This is a genomic window from Betaproteobacteria bacterium (assembly GCA_016713305.1).
Taxonomy (GTDB): domain Bacteria; phylum Pseudomonadota; class Gammaproteobacteria; order Burkholderiales.
The window spans coordinates 267,666-294,308 of the sequence record JADJPK010000004.1 but is presented as its reverse complement, the minus strand read 5'-3'; the positions used below and the strand labels follow the sequence as shown (position 1 = coordinate 294,308).

20 protein-coding genes and 2 pseudogenes are annotated in these 26,643 nt (G+C 68.0%); 18 read left to right on the top strand and 4 right to left on the bottom strand.

Going from position 1 to position 26,643, the window contains the following annotated elements; genetic code table 11:
* Positions 1–44 precede the first annotated feature (44 nt).
* From IPK20_02015 to IPK20_02005, 3 genes are all read right to left on the bottom strand, one after another.
* On the bottom strand, positions 45–395 hold the full coding sequence (locus IPK20_02015; GenBank protein MBK8015586.1) for a hypothetical protein: 351 nt from the start codon (positions 393–395) through the stop codon (positions 45–47).
* Positions 358–2,436 (bottom strand): HDOD domain-containing protein, encoded by a 2,079-nt coding sequence (locus tag IPK20_02010; GenBank protein ID MBK8015585.1) that lies wholly within the window; start codon positions 2,434–2,436, stop codon positions 358–360. Before IPK20_02010 ends, IPK20_02015 begins: the two co-directional genes overlap by 38 nt.
* 199 nt (positions 2,437–2,635) lie before the next feature.
* Entirely contained in the window at positions 2,636–3,415 is a 780-nt protein-coding gene (locus tag IPK20_02005; GenBank protein MBK8015584.1) for a fumarylacetoacetate hydrolase family protein, read from the bottom strand.
* Positions 3,416–3,536: 121 nt separating this feature from the next.
* Here IPK20_02005 and mnmC point away from each other — a divergent pair.
* Positions 3,537–5,560 (top strand): annotated as a pseudogene (gene mnmC / locus IPK20_02000) (bifunctional tRNA (5-methylaminomethyl-2-thiouridine)(34)-methyltransferase MnmD/FAD-dependent 5-carboxymethylaminomethyl-2-thiouridine(34) oxidoreductase MnmC).
* 207 nt (positions 5,561–5,767) lie between these two features.
* Positions 5,768–6,139, top strand: coding sequence for a VOC family protein (locus tag IPK20_01995; GenBank protein MBK8015583.1), 372 nt, complete (start codon positions 5,768–5,770; stop codon positions 6,137–6,139).
* Positions 6,140–6,146: 7 nt separating this feature from the next.
* Here the strand turns inward: IPK20_01995 and IPK20_01990 are convergent, their stop codons facing one another.
* Positions 6,147–7,457, bottom strand: a complete 1,311-nt coding sequence (locus tag IPK20_01990) for an NAD(P)-binding domain-containing protein (protein MBK8015582.1) — start codon at positions 7,455–7,457, stop codon at positions 6,147–6,149.
* Positions 7,458–7,711: 254 nt separating this feature from the next.
* On the opposite strand from IPK20_01990, the gene IPK20_01985 reads away from it, so the two are divergent.
* From IPK20_01985 to IPK20_01910, 16 genes and pseudogenes are all read left to right on the top strand, one after another.
* The gene (locus tag IPK20_01985) at positions 7,712–8,854 is read left to right on the top strand and encodes an FAD-binding oxidoreductase (GenBank protein ID MBK8015581.1); all 1,143 of its coding nucleotides are present in this window, start codon (positions 7,712–7,714) and stop codon (positions 8,852–8,854) included.
* Positions 8,855–8,859: 5 nt separating this feature from the next.
* Positions 8,860–9,864, top strand: a complete 1,005-nt coding sequence (locus tag IPK20_01980) for a phospholipase A (GenBank protein ID MBK8015580.1) — start codon at positions 8,860–8,862, stop codon at positions 9,862–9,864.
* A gap of 6 nt (positions 9,865–9,870) precedes the next feature.
* A complete protein-coding gene (locus IPK20_01975) occupies positions 9,871–10,896 on the top strand; it encodes a phospholipase A (protein ID MBK8015579.1) in 1,026 nt (341 codons plus the stop codon).
* Between the two features lie 73 nt (positions 10,897–10,969).
* A complete protein-coding gene (locus IPK20_01970; GenBank protein ID MBK8015578.1) occupies positions 10,970–11,425 on the top strand; it encodes a DUF3429 domain-containing protein in 456 nt (151 codons plus the stop codon).
* 8 nt (positions 11,426–11,433) lie between these two features.
* Positions 11,434–12,354, top strand: a complete 921-nt coding sequence (locus tag IPK20_01965) for a polyphosphate kinase 2 family protein (protein MBK8015577.1) — start codon at positions 11,434–11,436, stop codon at positions 12,352–12,354.
* Positions 12,351–13,301, top strand: a complete 951-nt coding sequence (locus IPK20_01960; GenBank protein MBK8015576.1) for a phosphate acetyltransferase — start codon at positions 12,351–12,353, stop codon at positions 13,299–13,301. Before IPK20_01965 ends, IPK20_01960 begins: the two co-directional genes overlap by 4 nt.
* Positions 13,302–13,534: 233 nt before the next feature.
* Entirely contained in the window at positions 13,535–14,704 is a 1,170-nt protein-coding gene (locus IPK20_01955) for an acetate/propionate family kinase (protein MBK8015575.1), read from the top strand.
* Positions 14,638–16,053, top strand: coding sequence for a guanine deaminase (guaD, locus tag IPK20_01950; protein MBK8015574.1), 1,416 nt, complete (start codon positions 14,638–14,640; stop codon positions 16,051–16,053). The genes IPK20_01955 and guaD overlap by 67 nt, the downstream gene beginning before the upstream one ends.
* Positions 16,054–16,280: 227 nt before the next feature.
* Positions 16,281–17,516, top strand: a complete 1,236-nt coding sequence (locus IPK20_01945) for a cation:proton antiporter (GenBank protein MBK8015573.1) — start codon at positions 16,281–16,283, stop codon at positions 17,514–17,516.
* Positions 17,491–18,606 carry a glutamate--cysteine ligase gene (locus IPK20_01940; GenBank protein ID MBK8015572.1) on the top strand — a complete coding sequence of 372 codons (1,116 nt, stop codon included), beginning with the start codon at positions 17,491–17,493 and terminating at the stop codon, positions 18,604–18,606. The genes IPK20_01945 and IPK20_01940 overlap by 26 nt, the downstream gene beginning before the upstream one ends.
* 148 nt (positions 18,607–18,754) lie before the next feature.
* The gene (gene queF, locus IPK20_01935) at positions 18,755–19,237 is read left to right on the top strand and encodes an NADPH-dependent 7-cyano-7-deazaguanine reductase QueF (protein ID MBK8015571.1); all 483 of its coding nucleotides are present in this window, start codon (positions 18,755–18,757) and stop codon (positions 19,235–19,237) included.
* Positions 19,238–19,278: 41 nt separating this feature from the next.
* Positions 19,279–20,877: a choline dehydrogenase gene (locus IPK20_01930; GenBank protein ID MBK8015570.1), complete on the top strand. Its 1,599-nt coding sequence runs from the start codon at positions 19,279–19,281 to the stop codon at positions 20,875–20,877.
* A 134-nt stretch (positions 20,878–21,011) separates the two neighbouring features.
* Positions 21,012–22,595: an ABC transporter substrate-binding protein gene (locus tag IPK20_01925; GenBank protein ID MBK8015569.1), complete on the top strand. Its 1,584-nt coding sequence runs from the start codon at positions 21,012–21,014 to the stop codon at positions 22,593–22,595.
* 90 nt (positions 22,596–22,685) lie between these two features.
* Positions 22,686–24,518, top strand: coding sequence for an ABC transporter permease subunit (locus tag IPK20_01920; GenBank protein ID MBK8015568.1), 1,833 nt, complete (start codon positions 22,686–22,688; stop codon positions 24,516–24,518).
* A gap of 95 nt (positions 24,519–24,613) precedes the next feature.
* Positions 24,614–25,590 (top strand): annotated as a pseudogene (locus IPK20_01915) (ABC transporter ATP-binding protein).
* A complete protein-coding gene (locus IPK20_01910) occupies positions 25,587–26,543 on the top strand; it encodes a dipeptide ABC transporter ATP-binding protein (protein MBK8015567.1) in 957 nt (318 codons plus the stop codon). The pseudogene IPK20_01915 and the gene IPK20_01910 overlap by 4 nt, the downstream one beginning before the upstream one ends.
* Positions 26,544–26,643 lie beyond the last annotated feature (100 nt).

Genomic DNA, 26,643 nt, shown 5'->3' with positions numbered 1-26,643 from the left:
GAGGGTCCAGGGTCTCGGGTCCAGGATCCGAGCATTTCCCGCCGCTATCCCGTCTGCCTGATCGCGAGCACGGCCTGGTTGCGCAGTGTCCGCAGCATGCCCAGTTCGCGTTCGGGAATGACGATGTCGCCGGCGCGCTCGTTCTCCGCGTAGATGAGCGCCACGGGGCGGTCCTTCACCACCAGCGGGAACAGGGCGAAAGTCTGCGCCGTGGTGATCGACTTGAGCCACGCGGGCACGCGGTCGGCGATCTTGGGGTCCGCCACGTCGGTGAGGAGCAGGTCCACGCCCCGCGACAGCACGAGCTGCACGACATCCTTCTCTTCGGTGATGCGGAAGCGGAACTTCTGGGTGAGTTCATGCACGTCGGGGCCGAAGCCGAAGCGGCCCTGCATGCCGGCGCCGCGCGCATCCTTCGTCGCGAGCAGCACCCGCCGGAAGCCCACGCCGCGGTACATGGTCTCGAGGATCATGCGCAGCAGGTCGTTGAGCTTGTAGTCCCCCGACCAGGGAGTTGCTGATGTCCTGGATGCCGGCCGCGAGGATGTTCACCGCGTTCTCGGGCAGACCCGGCTGGCTCGCCCCCCGCAGCGTTCCGTCGATGCCTTGTTCGGGAAGTCCGTTCGGAATGGTGGTGGTGGGGCTGCGGACCGTGGGGTCGGCCGAGTCGTCCGGGTCGAGCGGCGCGCGCCCGCTCCAGCGCGCGATCTGTCCGCCCAGCGCCGTCTTGCCGAGATTGATGCTGAAGGTCGTGGCGTAATCGCGCAGGAGTTCCAGCGACTGGTCGAGGGCTTCGCCCACCTGCCTCTCGGACAGGCGCAATCCCTTGCCGTAGTACTCCGTGAGCCGCGTGATGTGATGAGCGCGTTCCTTGGGTGTGCCTTCCGCCACCGTGGCCGACAGACTGTCCGCGAGCGACGCCAGCACGCACGCGCGTTCGGCCGGCGTGCCCACGTGGTACACGGGGCCCGTGTCGAGCTGGCGCTGGCTTTGCACGATCTGCTCCGGAAAGCCCCATAGGCGCGCCACTTCCATGCCCAGCCGCTGGTACGAGATGCCCAGCACGCGCAGGGCGGCCTGCTCCTCGGTGACCTTGTCCAGCTTCTGCACCCGCCGGATCTCCTGCGCTTCCTCGGGAAAGTAGAAGAGCGCCAGCATGCGGCCGAGGTTGTGGAAGAGCGCGCAGATGAACGCCTCCTCGACGTTGCGCACCCCCGCGGCGGTACCCAGCTGCTTGGCCATCAGCGCAGACAGCATCGCCCGCACGAATTCCTCCCGCAGCGATTCCGCCTGGGTGCGGCTCTGCATGTTCTCGAACAGCAGCAGCGCGACGGCCAGGTTTCTCACCGATTCGAAGCCGAGGATCATGACGGCGCGGGAGACCGTGCTCACCGGCCCGCCATGGTGGCGGAACAATGCGGAATTCACCACGCGCAGGATCTTGTTGGTGAGCGCCACGTCCTTCAGCACCGCACTCGAGAGCATCGCGTTGTTCTCGGTTTCGGCGCCGCCGGCGATGCGGTTCACCGCGCTGATCGATCCGGACAGTGCCGGAAAGTCGCTCTTGAGCCGCATGCGGCGCAGCAGGAACTCGAGCGTGCTGCGCTGCCCGTTGACCGGCTCCGGATCGTCACTGCTCCCGGGTGCGGCCATGGATGCTTCCAGCGCACGGCGGAATTCGTGCATGTTGCGCCAGCGATCCTCCGGATCCCGCGCGAGCGACTTGTGGACGACGTTGACCAGCCGTTCCGGCAGATTGAGCTCCGCCGGCAGCCGCAGGTCCTCGTGCGCCAGGCGGTACATGACCCGGAACACGTCGCGTTCCGTGACGGCGCGCGCGCCCGTCAGCAGTTCGAAGAGAACCAGCCCGGCCGCGAAGATGTCGTTCGAGGGCCGGATGTGGCGGTCCTGGATGTACTCGGGCGCCATGTAGGCCGGCGTGCCCGCCAGTCCCCGGGTGTCGTCGTCGCCCTCCCGCGCGGCGAGCTGCACGGCCACCCCGAAATCCATCAGGCGGGGCTCGCCGTCCACGGCCAGCAGGATGTTGGTGGGCTTCACGTCGCGGTGCACCAGCCCGCGGTCATGGGCGTGGGCCAGCGCATCCAGGATGGGCAGCATGAGTCCGACGGCTTCCTCGGGCGGCGTGGGGCCGCGCTGAATGCGCTCCGCCAGGGTGCCGCCGGGGACATACTCGAAGACCAGGTGGGGCTGGCCCGCCGATTCGCCGGCCTCGTATACCGGAACGATGTTGGCATGCCGCAGGCCGCTCATGGCGCGCGCCTCCGCCAGCAGCTGGCGCGCTTCCTCCTGACTGCTCACCCGCAGCGTCTTGAGCGCAACCTCGCGCTGCAGGTGCGGGTCGAACCCCAGGTAGACGACGCTCTGCGCTCCGCGCCCGAGCGTTCTCCTGATTTCGAACCGACCGATCGACTCCATGCCTGCTCCGGATTTCTGCCAGGGTGACACCCGGCCTCATGCACTGGCGCCGGCCGGCTCTTCCCCGCATGCGGAGGGAGCGGCCGTCGTTCTGCACTTATCGGCACGGACCGGAGGAGCTTTCGGGTGGGTTGGGAAACAGCGGTGCGGGCACAGGGGCAGGCGGCGTCACTTCGGCGACCGCCTGCGACGGTCGGACCTACTCCAGGATCAGTTCGGTGGACCCGATGCCCTCCACCGTGAAGCGGAAGCGGTCGCCCGGCTCCGGGAACCGTGTCGTGACCAGGCTTCCGGTGGAAACGATCTCTCCGGCGCGCAGCGTCTCGCCCCGGGCGCTCAGGTGGTTGGCCAGCCACACGACCGGTGCGAAGGGATGTCCCAGCACCGCGCTGCCCTCGCCCTGGTCGATCGCCTCGCCGTTACGCTCCACCGTGCCGCGCACCTTGGCCAGATCGGGCCAGGACTCGCGGAACTCGCCCAGCACGATGCCTTCGTTCCAGGCGTTGTCCGCGACGAGCGAGAGGACGTCGAGGGGGTAGGGGGAGTTGCGGTCGTCGATGACTTCGAAGGCCGGCGCCACGGCGCTCACGGCCTGGGCGATGTCGTCCATGGTGTACGGGGCAGATCTCGGCGGCAGATCGCGGCCGATCCGCACGCAGATCTCGAACTCCAGGCCCAGGTGGACGATGTCGGACAGCCGGCGGACGATGCCGCTCGTCTGGCGGCGGCTCGCCAGCACCACGCCCCCCACGGGATGTTCGATGCTGCACATCTGCTGCATGCGCGGGGACGTGAGGCCGATCTTGTAACCGACGCGGGGCCCGTGGAGGGGCACCAGACGGCGGACGAGTTCTGCCTGGATCGCGTACGCGTCCTCCAGGTTCTCGGCCCCCCAGTTGCGGGCGAAGGGAACGAGATTGCGTTTGTGCAGGTGATCCTCGAGCAGCGCCTCGCCGGCCTGCTGCGCTTTGACGGCCATGTGTCTCCTCCGCGGTCCTGGGTCGCTATCATCGCCGGGTCCGGCAGGAGCCGGCCCTCGGCGCGCAACGCCCGCATGGACAGCACCGGACGAAGCAGCGGGGAATCATAGCGGGATCGGCATGACGCAACGGGCGGTGGACGCCGGAATCGACTGGGTGGACGGACAGCCGTACTCGCGCGAGTATGGCGACGTGTATTTCTCCCGTGGCAGCGGGCTGGACGAGACCCGCCATGTCTTCCTGCAAGGCAACCGTCTCGAGGACCGTTTCCGCACCCTGTCATCCGGCGCATCGTTCACGATCGGCGAGACGGGCTTCGGCACGGGACTCAACTTCCTCTGTGCCTGGGAACTCTTCGCACGCACCGCGCCCGCGGGCGCAAGGCTGCATTTCGTGAGCACCGAGCTTCATCCCCTCTCGAACGCCGACCTGGCACGCGGCCTCGCACTGTGGCCGGCGCTCGCGCCCCAGGCCCGCATGTTCCTCGATGCCTGCGAGGCGCTGCCGCCGGCCACCCACCGGTTCCTGTTCGAAGACGGCCGCGTGACGCTCACGCTGCTGGTGGGCGATGCGCGGCAGACGTTGCCGGAGCTCGATGCGCGGGTGGACGCATGGTTTCTCGACGGCTTTGCACCCGCCAGGAATCCGCAGCTGTGGTGCGATGCCGTGCTGAGCCAGATCTCGCGCCTGTCGAACCCCGGGGCCACGGCCGCCACCTACACCGTCGCAGGGGCGGTCCGGCGCGCGCTGCAGGCGGCAGGATTCAGCGTGGAGAAGACGCCGGGCTTCGGAACCAAGCGGGAGATGCTGCGGGCCCGCTGCGAGCGGCCGGTGCATTCACCGGCCTCGGCGCCGTGGCACAGACGACCACCCGCTTCCGGCGGGGGCCACCGCGCCGTCGTCATAGGGGGTGGCCTGGCGGGCACGTCCGCAGCGGCGAGCCTTGCCCGGCGCGGCATGGACGTGACCTTGCTGGAACGCTCGGCGGCGCTGGCGAGCGGCGCATCGGGCAATGCGCAGGGCATCCTGTACATCAAGCCCTCTCCCCACGCCACCGCTCTGACCGGCCTGAGCCTCTCCGGCCTCGGTCTTTCGTTGCGCTGGCTGCGCGCCTTGCTGCCCCAGGACGGTCTCGCGTGGTCGCGCTGCGGGGTGCTGACCCTGGCGAACGACGACGACGAAGCCGGGCGGCAACGCGCGCTCGCCGGGCTCGGATGGCCCGCCGCCTTCGGTACGCTGCTGGACAGGGTCGAGGCCTCGGAACGCGCCGGTCTGCCGCTTGCCTCGGGCGGCTTCTTCTATCCTTCGTCGGGGTGGGCGCATCCGCCCGCGCTCTGCCGTGCCTTCGCGTCGCATTCGCGCATCTCCGTGCGCACGGGTTGCCAGGTCAGGATCTGGTCCGCAACGAAGACGGGACCTGGATCGTCGCATTCGACGACGGAGGCAGCCTCGCGGGCGACGTCGTGGTGGTCGCCAACGGCCTCGACGCGGCATGTCTCGCCCGCACCGCGTGGTTCCCGCTGAAGCCCATCCGGGGCCAGATCGCCTCCGTCCCTGCGACCGCCGCCTCCGCGGCGCTGCGCACCGTCCTGTGCGGGGAGAGCTATGCGGCGCCGGCCCGCGACGGGTTCCACTGCATCGGCGCGACGTTCGGCATCGGAGAGGCGTCGACGCAGGTGCGCGCCGGGGAGACGGCCGAAAACCTCGCGATGCTGCGCTCGCTCGCTCCGGCCCTGCACGATGCCCTGGGGGCGGCCTCGCTGGATCCCGCGGCGGTTGCCGCACGTGCAGGCGTGCGTTGCGTGACGCCCGACTACTTGCCGATCTCCGGTCCCATCGTCGACGAGGCGCGGTTTCGCACAGCTTTCGCGGCGCTGAGGAGCGACGCGAAGTACCGCTTCGACGGCGACGCTCCCTGGCTTCCCGGACTCTACGCGACGACCGGGCACGGCTCGCGGGGACTGGTCACGGCGCCCGTCTGTGCCGAACTCGTCGCCTCCCTGGTCGCGGGTGAGCCGCTGCCGCTGCCGCGATCTGTCGTCCAGGCGCTTGCGCCCGCACGGTTTCTCGTCCGGTCCATGGTGCGCCATCGCGCGGACCCGGGGGAGGCCCGCGTTGACCCGCAGCCCTCAGGGCCGGGCTGATGCGAAGCCCTGGTGGCACAGTGTCCCGTGGAGGGAGGACGCGGGGAGCACGGGCCGCCGTTTGCCGGTGCCGGGGAAGGTCGGATCGAGGTGTCGCGACCGCACAAGGTGATCGGACCGTCCCGCCCTGGGAGCCGGGATCTCCGCACGACGGTCACATGCCTGTCCGAAACTCGGTTCTTTGCAACGTACGCATGGAGGCAAGGCATGACGAACAATCCGGTCGGCTGGTTCGAGATCTACGTGCAGGACATGGGCAGGGCGCGCAAGTTCTACGAGTCGGTGTTCGGCACCGGTCTGCAGAAGCTGGAGGGAACGGATCTGGACATGTGGGCCTTCCCCATGCAGCCCGAAGGCAAGGGCGCGGCCGGCGCGCTGGTGCTCATGCCCGGTGTGTCCTCGGGAGGCGGAGGCACCCTCGTCTACTTCACCTGCGCCGACTGTGCGGAACAGGCGCGGCTTGCCGCCTCGGCCGGGGGGCGCGTCGACCGCGACAAGTTCTCCATCGGTCCCTACGGCTTCATTTCGCTGGTCGTGGACACCGAGGGCAACATGATCGGGCTGCACTCCATGCAATGACCCCGCCTCAGGCGGCAGCGCGGCCGCGTTCCATGTCGCCGCGCAGCTGCCTGGCGTAGTCCCGGAAGTCCACCTCCAGGGTGTAGCGGGGCGAATCCAGGTAGCGGCGCGCGAGCGCTTCGCGGTTGCGGACGATTTCGCGCTGCATCGTCTCGCGGCCCGGAAGCGCCATGGTCCCCGCGATCGCGCCCGCGATCCAGCGGCCCTGGATCTCCACCAGCGGAATCGTGGGGCCGATCGGCTGCACCAGCCCGGCGAAGTACAGGCCGGGCCGGTCCGGCGGCAGCATGCGGCGGTACAGCGATGCCTCGCCATCCCTGACCTCGAAGATCGTCCGGTCGATGAATGGAAAGGTCGTGCGGTAGCCGGTCGCGTACACGATCGCGTCGAACGGTTCCACGCTGCCGTCCTCGAAGCGCACGCGGTCACCCTCGAGCGCGCTCACGTTGCGCTTCATCCGGATCCAGCCATGCCCGAGATAGGGCAGCAGATCCTGGCTGACGGTCGCGTGTTCGCGCCAGATGGGGTGAGCGGGACGCGGGACGCCGAAGCGCTCCTGGTTGCCCACGGTGAGGCGCATGAGCCGCGAGATGATCGTGCGGGTGACCACCGTGGGGAGCCGCAGCTTGCGCCCGAGGAAGGCCGACCAGCGGTCGGTGGGAATGCCCATGATGTACTTGGGCACGATCCACGCGCCTCGCCGGGTGGACAACGCGACGCTGCGGGCGCTCCGGCACAGGTCCACGACGATGTCCACGGCGGAATTGCCGATGCCCACCACCAGCACGTCCTTGCCTTCGAACGGCTCCGGCCGGCGGTAGTGGTGCGCGTGCATCTGCACGCCGTCGAACCTGCCGGGAAACTCCGGCATGCGTGGATCCCACAGATGACCGTTCGCGACCACGACGTTCCGGTACTCCCGCGTCTCGCCGGTGGTGAGCGTCACGTTCCAGCCCCCGGCGGCGGATGGCGCGAGCCGGGTCACGCCCGTGCGGAACGTCACGTGCCGGAGCACACCGAATCGCCCGGCATACGCTTCCAGATACTCCAGCACCTGTCCGTGGGACAGGTAGTCGGGCAGATGCTCCGGTATGGGGAAATCGGAATAGCCGAGATTGCGGCGGCTCGAATCGATGTGCAGGCTGCGGTAGGCCGACGACAGGCCGTTGTCGTTCTCGTAGCGCCACATGCCGCCGATCGCGGAACCCAGCTCGAAGCAGTCGAAACTCACGCCTCGCTCAAGCAATGCCTTGGCGGTCGTCACGCCGGAGGAGCCGGCACCCACGATGCAGACGGTAGGGGTCACGTGATCGCGCATTCCATGAGTACGAGTGGATGTTGTGCCGCGCATCCGGAGGGCCGCGCGCCGGCCGCGGGATGATACGTGCTGCCGCCGGTGCCGTTCTGGCGTTGCGCGGAAATCGGCGATACTTTCCCCATGATGGCCCACAGGCGCGAAGTTGCACGGTTGCCGTTGTCGCAAGGGCGCGACAGGCGGTTCGTACCCATCCCTTTCCTCTCGCGACCGGCGCGTGCACCGCTGCGTCCGGAGGGCTGCCGGCCACGCGCGGAATGAAAGCCGACTTCATCGTCATCGGCGCCGGCATCGCGGGCGCCTCCACGGGTTACTTCCTCTCGCGGCATGCGAGCGTGCTGGTGCTGGAGCGCGAATCCCAGCCCGGCTACCACACCACCGGCCGGTCCGCTGCCCTGTTTGCCGAAAGCTACGGCACGGACCAGGTGCGTGCGCTCACGCTGGCAAGCCGCGCCTTCTTCGACGAACCGCCCCCGGGGTTCACGGATCACCGGGTGCTTTCGCCGCGCGGGGCGATGTTCGTCGCGCCGGCGGGGCAACTGGCCCAACTCGACACGCTGCACGGAATGCTCCTTCGCCAGAGCGACGCGATGGTCCGCATGGACGCCGCGGAGGCGCTCGCGCGCGTGCCCGTGCTCGAGCGCTCCTGGATCGCCGGTGCCGTGCTCGATCCGCTCGCCGCGGACATGGACGTCCACAGCCTGCACCAGGGATTTCTCCGGGGCATTCGTGCCCACGGTGGCACGGTCGTCTGCAATGCGGAGGCAGAAAGGCTCGATCGAAGCGCCGGCACGTGGCGGGTTCATGCCGGTGGCGACGTGCACGAGGCCGCGGTGGTCGTGAACGCCGCGGGGGCCTGGTGCGATGTGGTCGCCGAGATGGCGGGCGCCTCGCCGCTGGGCCTGCAGCCGAAGCGCCGCACGGCCTTCACGTTCGCCGCGCCCGAGGGCTGCGACATCGCCGCGTGGCCCACCGTGATCGGCGTGGACGAGTCCTTCTACTTCAAGCCGGAGGCGGGCCAGCTTTTAGGTTCGCCGGCCAACGCGGATGCGGTGGCGCCGCAGGACGTCCAGCCGGAAGAGGAAGATGTCGCGCTGGGCATCTGGCGCATCGAACAGGCCACGACGCTGCGCATCCGACGGCCGAACCACCGCTGGGCGGGGCTGCGGTCGTTCGTGGCCGACGGCGATCTCGTGGGCGGGTTCGATCCCGCCCTCGACGGCTTCTTCTGGTGCGCGGCGCAGGGCGGATACGGTATCCAGACGAGCGCAGCCATGGGCGAAACCTGTGCCGCGCTCGCCCGCGGGGAGTCCGTGCCGGAACGCGTGCGCCGTTTCGGCGTGACCGAGGCGATGCTGTCTCCCGCGCGGCTCGCGGCGGGAACGGGCGCAAAGGCCTGAGCGTCGTGGGCGCCGTGTTCCGTCCCGGAAGATTCGCCGCGATCGCGCTCCTCCTGCTCGCCGCCGCAGCGCAGGCGCACGCAGCCAGGCCCGAGGACTGCCGGACCATTCCCGACGACGGCGCACGGCTCAAGTGCTACGACCGGGCCGTCGATGCGCCATTGCGTCGCGACGAGCCGGAGACGGCCGCGGAAACGCCGCCCCGGCTTTCGCTGCTGTCCGAGATCTGGGACATCAGCAGCGACGAGACGCGGCGCGTGCTGCACATCCGTTCCCACCGGGTGAACTACTTCCTGCCGATCCGCCACTCGGATGCGCCCGACAGCACGCCCATGTCCCCGACCATGGGAACGTCCGCGGTGGACCGGGTCTCGCCCAGCGAGGCGAAGTTCCAGATCTCCATCAAGACGCGCATTCTCCAGGGGCTGATGAACGACCGGCTGGACATCTGGGCCGGGTACTCCCAGCAGGCCCACTGGCAGGTGTACTCCGATTCGAGCCCGTTCCGCGAGGTGAACTTCGAGCCCGAGGTGATGGCTCTGTGGCGCACGGGACGGGATCTGCCCGGCGGGCTCACCTGGCGTTTCGTCAACTTCGGCCTGGTGCATCACTCCAACGGACGGGGTGGCGCGCAGTCCCGCAGCTGGAACCGCGTGTATGCCCAGTTCGGCCTCGAATACGGCGACGATCTCGCGCTCACGGTCAAGCCCTGGTGGCGGGTTCCCGAGCCGCGCGGCACGGACAACAACCCGGACATGCAGGACTACTGGGGGCGCATCGACGTCACGGGCCTGGCGCGTCTGGGCGAGCACGGACTCGAGCTGACCCTGCGCAACAATCTTCGCCTGGACCGCAACCGCGGCGCCTTCCAGGGCAGCTGGTACTTCCCGCTGTATCGCGGCCTCAAGGGCTATTTCCAGCTCTTCACCGGTTACGGCGAATCGCTGATCGACTACAACCACGTCCAGACGACACTGGGTCTGGGCGTGGCGGTCGTCGACTGGATGTAACGGATCGTGATCGACATGCGGGCTGCAGGTGCTGTCGCCTGCGTGTGCCTGGCGGCCGCACTCTGCGGCGCGGTCCATGCGCAGGACGTCACCGCGGTGCAGTCGTGCACGGACATCGACGACGACACGGCGCGATTGCATTGCTACGACCGGGCCGCCGGACGGCAAGCACGCGCAGAACGCCGCGATGCTCCGGCGCGGGAGGGCACCGCCTCCGGTGCCGCCCGCGCCGAGCGGGACGCAACCGTGCTCGACAGGCTGTGGCATCTCGGCAGCGACGAGGTTCTGGGCCTGCACGTGCATGAAGCGAACTTCCTGCTGCCGGCCAGGTGGACGAGCGCCGTGAACGAGCGGCCCGCCTCTCCGGAACTGGGATCGTTTTCCCAGGGATCGCTGGAGAACGCCGAAGCGAAGTACCGCTTCTCCGTGAAGAGCCGGCTCTGGCACGGGCTAGCAGACGGGCGGCTGGATGTGTGGGTCGCCTATTCGCAGCAGGCCCAATGGCAGCTCTACCGGGCATCGGGGCCGTTCCGGGCCATCGATCACCAGCCCGAGATCATGGCCCTGTGGCGCAGCGACACGCAGTTTCTCGGCAACCGGCTCCGGTACGTGAACCTGGGCGTGAGCCACCACTCGAACGGCCGCGGCGGCGTGGAGTCGCGCAGCTGGAACCGGTTGTATGCGCAGTTCGGTTTCACGCGCGGCGACGATCTGGCCCTGCAGATCCGGCCCTGGATCCGGCTCGCCGAACTCGAGCGCCGCGACGGCAACCCCGACATCGTCGACCACTACGGCGCAGGCGACGCCACGCTGTACGTGTCCGCCGGGCGTCACGCGTTCGAGTTCATGGCCAGAGCACGGCCGAACCTCGGCAACCCGCGCGGGGCATTCCAGGCCGACTGGTCCTATCCGCTGTATCGCGGGATCCGCGCCTACGTGCAGCTCTTTCACGGCTACGGCGAATCGCTGATCGACTACAACCACCGGCAGACTGCCGTAGGCGCGGGACTGGCGCTGATCGGCTGGGACTGACGGTCTCCCGCGGTGTCTGGCCCCTGGCCCTCCCGTTTGGCATACTGCTTCGAGAGATCCGCTCACTCCCATCATGCCGCTACCGCCCGACCGCGTACCGGTGCCCGCCGTGCCTCTGTGGCTGGGCGCAGGTGGATTGGTTCCCTTCGTTCTGCTGGCCGGCGCCCTGTGGGTCGTTCCCGCGGAGTTCCATCCGGTCATCCACGACTGGCTTCGCACCTACGCGGCCGTGATCCTCTCGTTCATCGGCGCCATCCATTGGGGTATCGCGATGACCCACCGGGACATGGCCGATGCCGATCGCTCCGTGGTCATGGGCTGGAGCATCGTGCCGGCGCTCGTGGCGTGGGTCGGCCTGCTCATGCAGCTTCGCGCCGGCATCGTGCTCACGGCTGCCATGTTCGTGGTGCACTATTCGATGGACCGGCAGCTTGCCAGCCGCTTTCCGCTGCCCGGCTGGTATCTGCCGCTGCGGCGCGGGCTCACCGTGGTCGTGGTGGCGTGCATGGCAGTGGCGGCGATGAGATAGGCGCAGGCATGGACAAGAAGGCACTGAAGCGGATCGCGCGGTTCATCGCGCCGTACCGCGTGGACGACGGACGGGGCTTCCGGTTGCGGCAGGTCGATCCGGGCGATACGGGAGCACTGGGCGACGAGTCGCGCGACGAAGCGAAGGCCTGGCTGCAGTCGACCGTCGCATGGCTGGCAGAGGAACAGGAGAAGCTGTACGCGCAGGACACCTGGGCCGTGCTGCTCGTGTTCCAGGCCATGGACGCTGCGGGCAAGGACAGCACCATCGAGCACGTGATGTCGGGCGTCAATCCGCAGGGTTGCCACGTCACGTCCTTCAAGGCGCCGACGAGCACCGAACTGGATCACGACTACCTGTGGCGCTGCAACGCCGCGCTGCCGGAACGCGGTCGCATCGGCATCTTCAACCGGTCGCACTACGAGGAAGTGCTGGCCGTGCGCGTGCATCCCGAGTATCTGGCCAGGCAGAAGCTGCCCCGGCGTCCCGACGGCAAGCGGTTCTGGAAGGAGCGCTGCGAGGACATCGCCGCCTGGGAGCGCCACCTCACCCGGAACGGTGTCGCGATCCGCAAGTTCTTTCTCCACGTCTCGAAGGAGGAGCAGGCCAGGCGCTTTCTCGAACGCATCGACGACCCTGACAAGAACTGGAAGTTCGCCGCGCAGGATGTCGCGGAGCGCGACCACTGGGACGCCTACATGGACGCCTTCGAGAGCGCCATCCGCGCGACGGCGACACCCGACGCCCCCTGGTTCGTCGTGCCGGCCGACAACAAGTGGTACACGCGAGCCGTCGTGGCCGCCGCCGTGGTGGAACTCATGGAAAGCCTCGGGCTCGCGTATCCCCGGCTCGACGAACGGCAACGTGCGGAACTGCAGGCGATGAAGCGCAAACTCCTGCCAGCCCAAGACCTGGCCAGAACGAAGTGACCGAATCGAACCAGAAGCACCGCAAGTTCCTGCGGCTCATCACCCAGTGCGATGGCTTCGACGCCATCCCCATGGCGGTGGTGCACCCCTGCGACGAGAATTCCATCGAGGGCATGGCGGCCGCGGCGCGCATGAAGCTCATCGACCCGATACTCGTCGGGCCGCAGGCGCGCATCCATGCCGCTGCGGCGAAGGCCGGAGTGGAGATCGGCGCATGGCCGATCGTCGATGCGCCTCACAGCCACGCGTCCGCCGCCAGGGCGGTCGAACTGGTGCGGGAAGGCCGAGCGGAAGCGCTCGTGAAAGGCAGCCTGCACACGGACGAACTGATGTGCGCGGTCGTGGACCGCGACACCGGCCTGCGGTCCGCGCGGCGGATCAGCCACTGCTTCCTGATGGACGTGCCCTCGCACCCCGATGCGCTGCTCATCTCCGACGCTGCCGTGAACATTGCGCCGTCACTGGAGGAAAAGGTCGACATCGTGCAGAACGCGATCGATCTGGCGCGCGTGCTCGGATTCGACGAAGTCCGCGTGGCCATCCTCTCCGCCATGGAAACGGTGAATCCCAAGGTGCCCTCCACCGTGGAAGCGGCGGCGCTGTGCAAGATGGCCGATCGCGGGCAGATCACCGGCGGAGTCCTGGACGGGCCCCTGGCGCTGGACAATGCGATCAGCCTCGCGGCGGCGGAGATCAAGCACATCCGTTCCGAGGTCGCGGGGCGTGCGAACGTGCTCATCGTTCCCGATCTCGAAGCGGGCAACATGCTGGCGAAGAGCCTGTCGTACATGGCCGAGGCGGACTCCGCGGGTATCGTCCTCGGTGCGCGCGTACCGGTGGTCCTCACGAGCCGTGCAGATCCGGTGATCTCGCGTCTCGCCTCCTGCGCCATCGCTGCGCTCATTGCGCAGGCGCGTCGCGAAGGCAAGGGCAAGTCGGTGCCATGAGCGCGTTCGGCGAGCGGAGTCCCCCCAGCCTGTCTGCAGCGGATTTCCTCTCCTTCGAGGAGAAGGACGGGATGAGGATGGGGTGCCTCGGGACCGGGGACCAGGAGTCCCCCCCAGCCTGTCTGCAGCAGGTCCCTTCTCCTTCAAGGAGAAGGACAGGATGAGGATGGGATGCCTCGGGTCCACGGATCAGCGTCTCGGGACTGGTCCGTCGCGCGTCGCCTGACACGGAAATGTCCTCCCTCCTCGTCCTGAACGCGGGCTCCTCCAGTCTCAAGTTCTCGCTCTACGGCGTGGAGGGCGCGGCCGTTCGTCTCGTCCGGCATGGCCAGGTCGAGAATCTGCTCGGCAATTCACGGCTTGTGATCGACGATGCGGACGCCGGCACGCACGTCACGCAGGAATTCGGCGAAGCGCTGGGCCACCATCGCGCCACCGCGCTCCTGCTGCAGCGCTTCGCGGAAGACCCATCGATCGAGCTGCTCGCGGTGGGGCACCGTGTCGTCCACGGCGGTACGCGATATGCAGCGCCGGTCCGCGTGGACGACGAGGTTGTCGCCGCACTCGAAGCGCTGGTGCCGCTCGCGCCGTTGCATCAGCCACACAACGTCGCGCCCATCCGCGCCATCTCCGCGTTGGCGCCCGCACTCCCACAGGTTGCCTGTTTCGACACGGCGTTCCATCGCACCCAGCCGGAACTGGCGCAGATGTATGCCCTGCCCGCGGCCATACGGGCGAAGGGCGTGCGCCGCTATGGCTTTCACGGCCTGTCGTACGAGTTCATCGCCGGGCGGTTGAAGGAACTCGATGCAGGCGCCGCCGGAGGCCGGACGGTCGTGCTGCATCTGGGCAACGGCGCCAGCATGTGCGCGCTGCAGGCGGGGCGCAGCATCGCCACCACCATGGGTTTCACGGCGCTCGAGGGTCTGCCCATGGGCACGCGCAGCGGCAGCGTCGATCCGGGTGCCGTGATGTATCTGCTGGACCAGTGCGGCATGGACGTTCGCGCCGTGGAGCATCTCCTTTACCACGAGTCCGGTCTGAAGGGCGTGTCGGAACTCTCCTCGGACATGCGGTCGCTGGAGGCGAGCGGCGATCCGCGCGCCGCGCTCGCCATCGAGCTTCTGTGCTACCGCATCGGCCGGGAACTCGGATCGCTGGCTGCTGCGGTCGGCGGCCTGGATGCGCTGGTGTTCACGGCAGGCATCGGCGAGAACAGCGTTCGCGTGCGCAGCCGGGTGGGAAGCCTCGCGGCCTGGCTGGGGCTCGCCGTGAACGAGGAGGCCAATCGCCGCCACGGGCCGCTCATCAGCGCAGCGCACAGCCGGGTGCGCGCATGGGTCATTCCGACCGACGAGGAGCTGATGATCGCGCAGCACACGCTTGTGGAGATCGGCATTTGAACCGCGCTCTCGCCTTGAGGGGCCCGGCACTCTGGTTCAAGGCGGATCCCTTCACGGTTCCACCCGAAGATGCGCTCGGTTACGACAGTGACGCCATGCTGGTCATGGAGGAAGGCCGCATCAGCGCCTTCGGCCCGGCGGCGCATGTGTCGCGGACGCTGCCGCCGGACACGCCCGTGGAACGTCATGCGGATGGGCTGATGGTCCCGGGCTTCATCGACTGTCACGTGCACTTCGCGCAGCTGGGCATCATCGGCGCGAGCGGTCATCCGCTCCTCGAATGGTTGCAGCGCTTCACGTTCCCGGAGGAGCGGCGGTTCGCCGACGACGGGTACGCGCGGGAAGTGGCACGTCTTTTCCTGCAGGAGATCGCGCGCAACGGCACGACCACCGCGGTGGTCTACGGCACCGTCCACGCGTCGGCGGTGGAGGTGCTGTTCCAGGAGGCCGAGCAGTCCGGCCTGCGCATCATCGCCGGCAAGACGCTCATGGATCGCCATGCACCCGAAGGGCTGCAGGACACGGTCAGTTCCGGATACGAGGATTCGCGCCGGCTCATCGAGCGCTGGCATGGCAGGGGGCGGCTCGGCTATGCGGTCACGCCGCGGTTCGTGGTCACCAGTTCGCGCGAGCAACTCGAATCCGCTGCCGAGCTCTATCGCGCCCATCCGGGCGTATGGGTCCAGTCGCACATCGCGGAGAATCTCGATGAAGTGCGCTGGGTGTGCGATCTATACCCCGAGTGCCTCGACTACACGGACGTCCTCGATCGCGCGGGGTTGCTGGGGCCGCGTGTGATCCTCGGACACGGCATCCACCTGCGGGGCCGGGAGCGCGACCGCCTCGCCGCCAGCGGCGCGGCCCTCGCGCACTGTCCCACCTCCAACCTCTTCCTGGGCAGCGGGCTGTTCGATCTTCGCGCCGCCAAGCGGCGGTCCGATCCCATCCCCGTGGGACTCGCCACCGACGTGGGCGCGGGCACGACGCTGTCGATGCTGCGGACCATGGGGGCAGCGTATGAAGTGTCGCAATTGCGCGGCGAGCCGATCACCCCATCGCAGGCACTGTGGCTCGCCACCGGCGGCGCGGCGCAGGCACTGGGCCTGGAATCGGACACGGGCAATCTGACACCGGGCCTGGATGCAGATGTCGTGATCCTCGATCCAGCGGCCGTTCCGCTCGTTCAGTGGCTCGCGAGCAGAGCGGAGAGTGCCGAGCGCTGGCTCGGCACGGTGCAGACCCTGGGTGACGATCGCACCATCGCAGCGGTCTTCTCCGGCGGCCGGCGTTGCACCCCGGGCGATTTGGGACGATCATCGTCCGCCTGGATCGCGCCTTCGTCCCGCTGACCGACCGGCGCCTCCTGCCCGACCACAGGACGGGTGTCACCCACCTCCCGTGACCCCCCTCCCGATGCCTTGACCGGATCTTTCTCGTCCGGATTCCGGCCCTGGACGGCGGCCGCACGCGCCGCCACTCATCGGAAAGCCCGGGGAAGTTCCCATCGATGCACGCGGATCTCGATCGGACCTTCCCTCGCTTCCGGCCGCATTCACCAACGTCCGGAGGAGGACCCGTGGAGTTCATTCGAGACATCGCCTTGCCGCTCGACATGGGCGGCCGCTTTGCGCTCGTCCTCATCGCGGGAATCGTGTTCGCGGAAATTGCGCAGCGTCATCTGTCGCTTCCGCGCATCGTCGGCTATCTGATCGGCGGGTCGCTGTTCGGTCCTTCCGTGCTGGGGGTGATCCATCCCGACGAGATGGCGCCGCTGAATCTCGTCGTGGAGATGGTCGTGGGTCTCATGGCCTTCGAACTGGGCAGCCGGGTCGATCTCGGCTGGCTCCGCAACAACCGCTGGCTGCTTGCGACGGGCGTGCTGGAGGCGGCGGCCACGTTCGTGGCCGTCCTCGCGGCGCTGCGTCTGTTCGGAGTGGGGCGGGACACGGCGCTGCTGGTCAGTGCGATCTCCATCGCCACGTCGCCGACCATCGTCGTGCGGATCGTCCACGAACTCGACGCGCGCGGGCAGGTGACCGAACGGCTGCTCCTGCTCGCCGCGCTGAACGGCATCTTCGCCATCGTCGCGTTCAAGGCTCTGGTGGCCTTCGTCGAACTCGACCGTGGACCCGCGCCGCTGTCGGCGATGCTGCAGCCGGTCTACCTGCTGAGCGGATCCTTCCTGCTGGGCCTCGTGTCCGCGGCCGTGCTGCGATTCGTCTTCCGCCTGTTCTCGCCGCAGGGCGGAGATGCGTTCGTTCTGGCCCTGTCCACGGTGCTGCTGAGCGGCACCGTCGCCTATCAGTTCCAGCTGTTCGCACCTCTTGCGCTTCTGCTGGGCGGTCTTCTGCTGCGCAGGAAGGGCGCGCGGATGACGTTCTTCCCACCGCATTTCGGCACGGCGGGTGCGGTCCTGGTCCTGCTGTTGTTCGTGCTGACGGGTATCGGCCTCGATCTGGCGATGGCGTTCGCGGGTGGCGCCGCCGCGCTCGCCGCCGTCGTCGCCCGTCTCCTGGCGAAGTCCCTGGTCACCGGCGCGCTCGCCGTGCCGAGTGGTCTGTCGATGCGCAAGGGCTTCATGCTGGGGGTCGCCCTTGCGCCCATGTCGAGCCTGGCCCTGGCCCTGGCGCGGTATCCCCGGCTCGAACGGCTCGCCGAGGGCGCAGAGGTGCAGGCGCTGGTGACAGGCTGCGTGGTGATCCTGGAACTGGCGGGTCCGGTGCTGTGCGCGCTGGCCATCAGACGTGCGGGCGAGGAGCGCGCACCGATCGGCGGAGAGAATCGCAATGCTCGAACCGTTCAAGGCTTCTGAGCCCCTCACGCTGGGTGTGGAGCTGGAACTGCAGCTCCTGTCGCGAGTCGACTACGACCTCTCGCCTGGCGCGGAAGACATTCTCGCGGTCCTCGGCCGCACCACCCATCCGGGCGAGATCAAGCCCGAGCTCACGCAGAGCATGATCGAGATCAGCACCGGCATCCACACGCGGCACGACGCCCTTCTGGCCGAACTCGGGTCCATCAGGACCGCGCTGTCCGATGCGGCGCGCAAGCTCAACATCGCGGTGAGCGGAGGCGGCACCCATCCCTTCCAGCACTGGGCGCACCGGCGCATCTTCGACACCGAGCGGTTCCACTACATCTCGGAGCTGTACGGCTATCTGGCGAAGCAGTTCACCATCTTCGGCCAGCACGTCCACGTGGGCTGCCCGTCTTCCGACGAAGCGCTGTTCCTGCTTCACTGCCTGTCACGGTACATTCCCCAGCTGATCGCGCTCACCGCGTCGTCGCCGTACGTGCAGGGCGTGGACACGGGCTTCTCGTCGGCACGTCTCAATTCCGTGTTCGCCTTTCCCCTGAGCGGGCGCGCGCCGTTCCTGACGAGCTGGCAGGACTTCGAAAAGTTCTTCGACAAGATGACGGCCACGGGTGTCGTAAGCGGCATGAAGGACTTCTACTGGGATATCCGCCCCAAGCCTGAGTTCGGCACGATCGAGGTCCGGGTGTGCGACACGCCGCTCACGGTGGAGCACGCCGCGGACATCGCGTGCTACATCCAGGCGCTGGCTCGCATGCTCAGCATCGACCGCGCCTACCGGCCGGAGGAGGACGACTATCTCGTCTACAACTTCAACCGTTTCCAGGCGTGCCGGTTCGGCCTGGACGGCACTTTCGTCGACCCCAAGACGCGCCAGCACCGCAGCATCCGCGAAGACATCCTGATCACGCTGGACAGCGTGCGGCCGCACGCCGACGCCCTGGAGGCCATGGTGGCATGCGATCACATCGAGGAACGCGCGAAAGAGGGGTTGAGCGACGCCCAGTGGTGCCGCGACAGCCTGGCCGAGCTGGGATGCTTCCACGAGTTGGCGAAGGCTCAATCCGCGCTCTGGATGGGGGACTGATCCCGGTCTGCCCCCTGCCGCCCGCCGTCGGCGGAATCCGTTTCCCCGCCTTCGCCGGAGGGCGGACGCCGGGCCGGTTTTCACGCCAGGGAGAATGGCTCAGAATCGAGAGCTTCTCGCGGACACGCTGCCGCCACGGATCCTCTCGATGCCTGCAAACAAGACCGCGCGCCCGCGCTCCGGAACGTCACTGCGTCAACTCGGCCAACCCACGGCCCTTCCGCCATCGCCCGAGCAGGCCCTCCTCGAGCGAGTGCCCAATCCGCATGCCGACGTGCGCTACGTCGCACGCTTCGCCGCGCCGGAATTCACGTCCCTGTGTCCCATCACCGGCCAGCCCGACTTCGCGCACCTGGTGATCGACTACGTGCCTGACCGCTGGCTGGTGGAGAGCAAGTCGCTCAAGCTGTATCTCGGAGCGTTCCGCAACCATGGCGCGTTCCACGAGGACTGCACCGTGGGCATCGGCAAGCGGCTGCGCGACCTGCTGAAGCCGCGCTGGCTGAGGATCGGCGGCTACTGGTACCCGCGAGGCGGCATGCCGATCGACGTCTTCTGGCAGACGGGCAAACCGCCCGCCGGCGTCTGGATACCGGACCAGGGTGTGCCCGCGTACAGGGGGCGCGGCTGACGGAGACAACAGACCACCGGCAGCGCCGGTGAGACACGAACATGGACTACGACTACATCATCATCGGCGCCGGCTCCTCCGGCTGCGTGCTCGCGAACCGTCTCACCGAGGACGGCAGCACCAGCGTTCTGCTGCTCGAGGCCGGGCCGCGCGACACCAATCCCTGGATACACGTGCCGCTGGGCTATGGCAAGCTGTTCGCCACGCCTTCGGTCAACTGGATGTATCAGTCGGCGCCGGAACCGGAACTGAAGGACCGGCGAGTCTTCACCCCGCGCGGCAAGGTGCTGGGCGGCTGCAGTTCCATCAACGGTCTCGTGCACGTGCGTGGTCAGCGCGAGGACTTCGACGAGTGGGCGCGGCTGGGCAACCGGGGCTGGAGCTTCGCGGACGTTCTGCCCTACTTCCGCCGGTCGGAGGACTTCGACGGGGGGAGCGACGAGTTCCACGGCACCGGCGGTCCGCTATCCGTCAGCGAACTTCCCGACCGCCACGAACTGTGCGACGCGTTCATCGCCTCCGGCGGCTCGCTGGGCATCGCGCGCAACGACGATTTCAACGGCCGCGAACAGGAAGGCATCGGCTACTACCACACGAGTGCGCGGCGGGGCCGGCGCGCCAGCTGTGCCGTGGCCTACCTGCATCCGGTCAGGAACCGCTCGAACCTGCACATCCGCCCGGAATCGCACGTGCGGCGGATCGTCTTCGAGAACAGGCGCGCCGCGGGCGTGGAGTTCGTGCAGTCGGGTGCGGTGCAGACGGCCCGTGCGGCGCGGGAGGTGATCCTGTCGGCCGGCTCCTTCAATTCGCCGCAACTGCTGCAGTTGTCGGGCGTGGGCCCGGCCGGAACCTTGCGGGGGCTGGGCATCCCGGTCGTGCAGGACTTGCCCGGCGTGGGGGAGGGACTGCAGGACCACTTCTACGTGCGCACGGTGTGGAAGTGCGCGCGCCCCATCACGATCAACGATGCCTTGCGCACGCCGCTCGGCAAGCTCCGGAGCGGTCTTCGCTACGTGTTGTCGCGCCGGGGGCCGCTCACGGTCAGCGCCGGCTATGCGGGTGCGTTCGTGAGGACCCGCCCCGATGTTCCGCGGCCCGACATCCAGCTCTACTTCATCAACTTCAGCACGGACAGGATGGGCACCGGACTGCATCCGTTTCCCGGCTTCACGGTGTCCATGTCGCCGCTGCGTCCGGAAGCGCGCGGATACGTGCGTCTGCAGACGGCCGACCCGATGCAGCCGCCGGTCATCCGGTACCACTACCTCGGCACGGAAGGCGACCGGCGCACGGTCGTCGACGGCCTCAAGCTCGTGCGCCGTCTGGTCACGTCGGCGCCCTTGTCGGACTATGTGCTGGCGGAACACGCACCCGGCCGCGAAGTGGAGACGGACGACCAGTGGCTGGACTATGCCCGTGGCGTCGGCGGCACCGTGTATCACCCCACATCCACCTGCCGCATGGGCAGCGATCCGCTTGCCGTCGTCGATGAACGTCTCAGGGTCCGCGGGCTGGCAGGGCTGCGGGTCGTCGACGCCTCGATCATGCCCAATGTCGTCTCGGGCAACAGCAACGCCGCCTGCGTGATGATCGCCGAGAAGGCCGCCGACATGATCCGCGAGGATGCCCGCCGGACCTGAGGCCGGCCGCGCGAGCCTTCGCGGGTTCTCCTCCTCGCGCCGGCGCTTGCCGGAGCGGGGCGGCCCAAGGTGTCCTTCTTGCTAAACTCGAACGCAGTCAACCGGCGATTCGCTGCACTTTCGGAGAAGTCCGCATGTCCTTCCTCAGGTTCCTCGCCGCGGCTGTCCTTGCCGCCTGTGCCACCGTTCCCTTCGCTGGTGCACAGGAGCCCGCGAAGGGCGGAACGCTCACCATGGTGGTGCAGCCGGAGCCGCCCACTCTGGTGTCCGCCACGAACTCGGCCGGCCCCATCGGCGTGGTCTCGACCAAGATCCTCCAGGGTCTGCTCACGTACGACTACGACATGAATCCGCGGCCCTCGCTCGCGGAGACGTGGAAGGTGAGCGCCGACGGCAAGACCATCACCTTCAATCTGCGCAAGGGCGTGAAGTGGCACGACGGCAAGGACTTCACCTCGGCCGACGTGCAGTTCTCCGCGATGAAGGTGTGGAAGGAACTCCATCCGCGCGGCCGCTCGACCTTCGCCAAGCTGACGGCAGTGGAGACGCCCTCACCGCTCACGGCCGTCTTCAAGCTGTCGGAAGCCTCGCCCTATCTCATGTCCGCACTGTCGAGCTACGAGGGCCAGGTCCTGCCGAAGCATCTGTACGACGGCACCGACGTCGCGCAGAACCCATACAACAGCAAGCCGGTGGGTACCGGGCCGTTCATGTTCAAGGAGTGGCAGAAGGGCAACTTCATCCTGCTCGAGCGCAATCCGAACTACTGGGACCGGGGCAAGCCCCATCTCGACAAGATCGTCCTGCGCATCATCCCGGATGCCTCTGCGCGCGCCGCGGCGTTCGAGACGGGCGAGGTCCTGCTGGGCGGGTTCAGTCCGGTGCCGCTCAACGACGTGAAGCGGCTCGAGGCGACCGGCAAGTTCGATCTGGAAACCAGAGGCTACGAATACCTCGCACCGCTGTTCCTGCTCGAGTTCAATCTGAAGAACAGGTACCTGGCCGACAAGCGCGTGCGGCAGGCCATCGCGCACGCCGTCAACCGCGACCTGGTGGTGAAGACCGTCTGGTTCGGTTTCGGCAAGCCGGCGACCGGTCCCGTGCCTTCGGTGCTCACCCAGTTCTATTCGGCCAGCGTGCCCCAGTATCCGTTCGACCCGAAGAAGGCGGAACAACTGCTCGACGATGCCGGATTCAAGCGCGGGGCGGACGGAAAGCGCTTCAAGCTGGTTCATGACTTCCTGCCCTATGGTGCCGACTACCAGCGCACGGCCGAATACTTCAAGCAGGCTCTGGGCAAGGTCGGCATCGACGTGGAGATCCGCAGCCAGGACACGGCGGCATTCCTGAAACGCGTGTACACCGACAACGATTTCGACGTCACCAGCAACTTCTTCTACGCGCTGCCCGACCCCACCATCGGTGTGCAGCGCATCTACTGGACGAAGAACATCAAGAAGGGCGTGCCGTTCTCCAACGCCTCCGGCTACTCGAATCCCGAGATGGACAAGGTGATCGAGGACGCGCAGATCGAGCACGACCGCAAGAAGCGCAAGGATCTCATCAACCGTCTGCAGGCGATCGCCCAGGACGACCTGCCGGTGCTGGATCTGTTCGAGGTGCGGTTCTTCACACTGGTCAACAGGAAGGTGCAGGACCACACGAATTCGGCGGAGGGCGTGTACGGATCGTTCGCGGACGCCTGGCTCAGGAAGTAGGACGGCACTGTCCCCCGGCATCCGTGCCCGTGAAACGCTGTCCATCGCACCGATCCGCCTGCCGCCGCTCCGGTGAGGTGGCTCGCGGGCATGTTCCGGACGGCGCCCGGACCCCATGAAGCGCTTTGTCCGGTTCCTGCTGCGCAGGCTGCTCCAGGCCGTGCCGATCGTGCTGGGCATCGCCATCTTCAACTTCCTCCTGCTGCACCTGGCCCCCGGGGATGCCGCCGACGTGCTGGCCGGCGAAGCGGGAGGCGCATCGCCCGAGTACGTCGCACAACTCAAGGCGAAGTTCGGGCTGGACCAGCCGCTTCCCATCCAGCTCGGCCGCTATCTGGCGCAGGTGGCCACGTTCGACCTCGGCTTTTCGTTCCGCCACAACATGCCGGTCGCCTCGCTGATCGCCGACCGGCTTCCGGCCACTCTGCTGCTGATGCTCGTCGCGGTGGCCGTCGCGTTCGTGCTGGGCATCGCGCTGGGCATCACGGCGGCACAGCACGTGCGCCGGCCGGTGGATGCCCTGGTGTCGGTGCTGGCGCTTCTCGCCTACGCCACCCCCATCTTCTGGATCGGCCTCATGATGATCCTGGTGTTCTCGGTGCAGCTCGAGTGGCTGCCGTCGAGCGGCATGCAGACCATCGGGGCGGACCTGACGGGCTGGGCGTCGTTGGTGGACGTGGGACGCCATCTGGTGCTGCCCGCGGTGACGCTCTCCCTGTTCTACCTCGCGCTGTACACGCGGCTCATGCGGGCCTCCATGCTGGAGGTGTACGGGCAGGACTTCGTCACGACCGCGCGCGCGAAAGGTCTGGACGAGCGCAGGGTCGCGTACCGGCACGTGTTCCGCAACGCATTGCTGCCCATGGTGACGATGCTGGGGCTGCAGGTCGGCTCCATGCTGGGCGGTTCCGTGCTGGTGGAGACGGTGTTCGGCTGGCCGGGCCTGGGACGTCTGGCATTCGAAGCGGTGTTCCAGCGCGATCACAATCTGCTGCTGGGCATCCTGCTCATGTCGTCGCTGCTGGTGGTCGCGGTCAATCTGGCCGTCGATCTCGTCTACGCGCGGCTGGACCCCAGGATCGAACTCGTGTGAAAGCATTCCTCGCGCGGTTCATCCGCAACGTGCCGGCGCTGGCTGGCGCCGTCGTCCTGCTGGCGATCGTGGTCATGGCGTTGACCGCGCCCGTGCTCTACCCGGGCGATCCGTGGGACATGGTGGCGGAGCCTTTCCTCGCCCCGGGTGCGGACGCCGCGCATCCGCTGGGTTCGGACATGATGGGGCGCGATCTGGCCGCCGGCATTTTCCACGGCGCACGCGTGAGCCTCGTGATCGGCGTGGTGGCCACCGGCGTGGCGCTCCTGCTGGGTGTGACGATCGGCGCGCTGGCCGGCTACTTCGGCGGCTGGATCGACGACGTGCTGATGCGTCTCACCGAGCTGTTCCAGACGATTCCCGCGTTCCTGTTCGCCATCGTGCTCGTCGCGATCTTCAAGCCGACCGTCACCACCATCGTGCTTGCCATCGGGGTCGTGTCATGGCCGCCCGTGGCGCGGCTCACGCGCGGTGAGTTCCTGAGCCTGCGCAGCCGCGAGTTCGTCCAGGCCTGCATCGCCATGGGCATGGGTGACCTGCGCATCATCGCGCTGCACTGCCTGCCCAACGCCCTGGCACCGATCATCGTGACCGGATCGCTCATGGTGGCCACGGCCATCCTCACCGAGGCGGGTCTCGCGTTCCTAGGTCTGGGCGATCCCAACGTGATGAGCTGGGGCACCATCATCGGGGCCGGGCGCGAAGTGCTGCGCACCGCCTGGTACGTGTGTGCGCTGCCCGGAGTGGCGATCCTGCTGACGGTCCTGGCCATCAATCTCGTGGGCGAGGGCGTGAACGATGCGCTCAATCCCAGGCTGCGCAATCGCTGAACCGTGAGACCTCCGAGCCCCGTCGTCTCATCGCGATTTCCCCGGCGGCCCGCCGGTGCGTCCGGGCCGGCCCCTTCTTTCCGGAACCGGTCCTGATGGCGCTGCTGGACGTCCGTGGACTGCAGACGCACTTCCGGTCCCGGGGCCGCGTCGCGAAGGCGGTGGATGGGGTGCACTTCTCCGTCGAAGCGGGCGAGACGCTTGCGCTGGTGGGCGAATCCGGGTGCGGCAAGTCGGTCACGGCATTCTCGATCCTGCGTCTGATCGCGGACCCGCCGGGCCGCATTGCAGGCGGCGAGATCCTGTTCGAAGGGCAGGACCTGCTGCGCCTTCCGGATGCGCAGATGCGCGCCATCCGCGGCGATCGCATCGCGATGATCTTCCAGGAACCCCTGACCTCGCTCAACCCGGTCTTCACCATCGGCGAACAGATCGCCGAATCGGTGATGCTGCACCGGGAGCTTCGCGCCGCGACGCAACGCGCCGCGCCGTGGAACTGCTGGACATGGTCGGCATTCCCGAGGCCGGCCGGCGCGTCCACGAGCATCCTCACCGGCTCTCGGGCGGAATGCGCCAGCGCGTGATGATCGCGATGGCGCTCGCGTGCGAACCCCGCCTGCTCATCGCGGACGAGCCCACCACCGCGCTGGATGTCACGATCCAGGCGCAGATCCTCGATCTCATCGACGACCTGAAGCGGGGCACGGGCATGGGCGTGCTGCTGATCACGCACGACCTGGGCGTCGTCGCGCAGCATTCGCAACGCGTGGCGGTCATGTATGCGGGGCGCATCGTGGAGCAGGCGCGCACGGAAGATCTCTTCGCGGCACCGAACCACCCCTACACGCGGGGCCTGCTGGCCTCCATACCGCAGCCGGGGCAACCTGCCGAACGCCTGAACGAGATTCCAGGGCTGGTGCCGGCGCTCGACGACATGCCCGCAGGCTGCGCGTTCGCACCGCGGTGCCCGCTGGCAGGCGAGCGCTGCGGCAAGGAGATGCCGTCGCTTCGTCCGCTGCCAGGCAGTCGCGCGGCCGCCTGCTTCGCCGTGGAGGAGGGCGCGGCATCGTGAACGAGGTCCTGCTGCGGTTCTCGGACGTCAAGGTCCATTACCCGACCCGCGCGGGCGTCGTTCGCGCGGTGGACGGCGTGAGCCTCGACGTGGCTGCGGGCGAGACGCTCGGGCTCGTGGGCGAATCCGGCTGCGGCAAGAGCACGCTGGGGCGAAGCGCCATGGGGCTCGTCCGTCCCACAGCGGGCGAGATCCTGCTGGAAGGGCGGGCCATCTCGGGGATGTCGCGATCGGCGCTCCGGCCGCTGCGGCCGAAGATGCAGATGATCTTCCAGGACCCCTATGCGTCCCTCAATCCGCGGATGTCCGTCGGACGCATCCTGGAAGAGCCGCTCATCGTGCACGGCCGCGGTTCCGCATCCGAGCGCCGCGAACGGGTCGCCTGGCTCATGGCGAAAGTGGGACTGCGTCCCGAGGCCGCGCAACGGCATCCCCACGAATTCTCCGGCGGTCAGCGGCAGCGGATCGGCATCGCGCGGGCTCTGGCGCTCGATCCGCGGCTGGTGATCTGCGACGAACCGGTTTCCGCGCTCGATGTCTCGGTCCGCGCACAGGTCATCAACCTGCTCATGGATCTCAAGCGCGATCTCGGTCTTGCGTACGTCTTCATCTCTCACGACCTTTCGGTCGTGGAACACGTGTCCGACCGCATCGCCGTGATGTATCTGGGCAAGCTGGTCGAACTGGCCGGACGCCGCACGCTCTGGACGCAGCCCGCGCACCCCTACACGCGCGCGCTCATCTCGGCGATTCCCACGGTGCAGCCGTGCACGGACGGCGCCGAACGCGTGCGGCTCACGGGCGATCTGCCGAGTCCCATCGATCCGCCGTCCGGGTGCCGGTTCCGCACGCGGTGTCCGCTGGCGATGGAACGTTGCGGCGTGGAGGAGCCGGCATTGCGCGCACTCGGACCCGGACATTCGGTCGCCTGCCATCGCGCGGGGGATTCCTGAATCTTCACGAGCCGCCCCGGCAACTGCGCGCTGCGCGGGCCTGCACGATTGCCTCGCGCAACGCACCCTGAGTATCCTCCGCGCTCCACACACATCGGGA

Excerpts from the sequence above, each read along its gene's own strand:
- guaD (MBK8015574.1), top strand. The coding sequence starts at position 14,638 with ATGGGTCATTCCGACCGACGAGGAGCTGATGATCGCGCAGCACACGCT.
- IPK20_01925 (MBK8015569.1), top strand. The coding sequence starts at position 21,012 with ATGTCCTTCCTCAGGTTCCTCGCCGCGGCTGTCCTTGCCGCCTGTGCC.
- IPK20_01995 (MBK8015583.1), top strand. The coding sequence starts at position 5,768 with ATGACGAACAATCCGGTCGGCTGGTTCGAGATCTACGTGCAGGACATG.
- IPK20_02015 (MBK8015586.1), bottom strand. The coding sequence starts at position 395 with ATGCAGGGCCGCTTCGGCTTCGGCCCCGACGTGCATGAACTCACCCAG.
- IPK20_01985 (MBK8015581.1), top strand. The coding sequence starts at position 7,712 with ATGAAAGCCGACTTCATCGTCATCGGCGCCGGCATCGCGGGCGCCTCC.
- IPK20_01930 (MBK8015570.1), top strand. The coding sequence starts at position 19,279 with ATGGACTACGACTACATCATCATCGGCGCCGGCTCCTCCGGCTGCGTG.
- IPK20_02005 (MBK8015584.1), bottom strand. The coding sequence starts at position 3,415 with ATGGCCGTCAAAGCGCAGCAGGCCGGCGAGGCGCTGCTCGAGGATCAC.
- IPK20_01970 (MBK8015578.1), top strand. The coding sequence starts at position 10,970 with ATGCCGCTACCGCCCGACCGCGTACCGGTGCCCGCCGTGCCTCTGTGG.
- IPK20_01990 (MBK8015582.1), bottom strand. The coding sequence starts at position 7,457 with ATGCGCGATCACGTGACCCCTACCGTCTGCATCGTGGGTGCCGGCTCC.
- IPK20_01965 (MBK8015577.1), top strand. The coding sequence starts at position 11,434 with ATGGACAAGAAGGCACTGAAGCGGATCGCGCGGTTCATCGCGCCGTAC.
- IPK20_01920 (MBK8015568.1), top strand. The coding sequence starts at position 22,686 with ATGTTCCGGACGGCGCCCGGACCCCATGAAGCGCTTTGTCCGGTTCCT.
- queF (MBK8015571.1), top strand. The coding sequence starts at position 18,755 with ATGCCTGCAAACAAGACCGCGCGCCCGCGCTCCGGAACGTCACTGCGT.
- IPK20_02010 (MBK8015585.1), bottom strand. The coding sequence starts at position 2,436 with ATGGAGTCGATCGGTCGGTTCGAAATCAGGAGAACGCTCGGGCGCGGA.
- IPK20_01940 (MBK8015572.1), top strand. The coding sequence starts at position 17,491 with ATGCTCGAACCGTTCAAGGCTTCTGAGCCCCTCACGCTGGGTGTGGAG.
- IPK20_01955 (MBK8015575.1), top strand. The coding sequence starts at position 13,535 with ATGTCCTCCCTCCTCGTCCTGAACGCGGGCTCCTCCAGTCTCAAGTTC.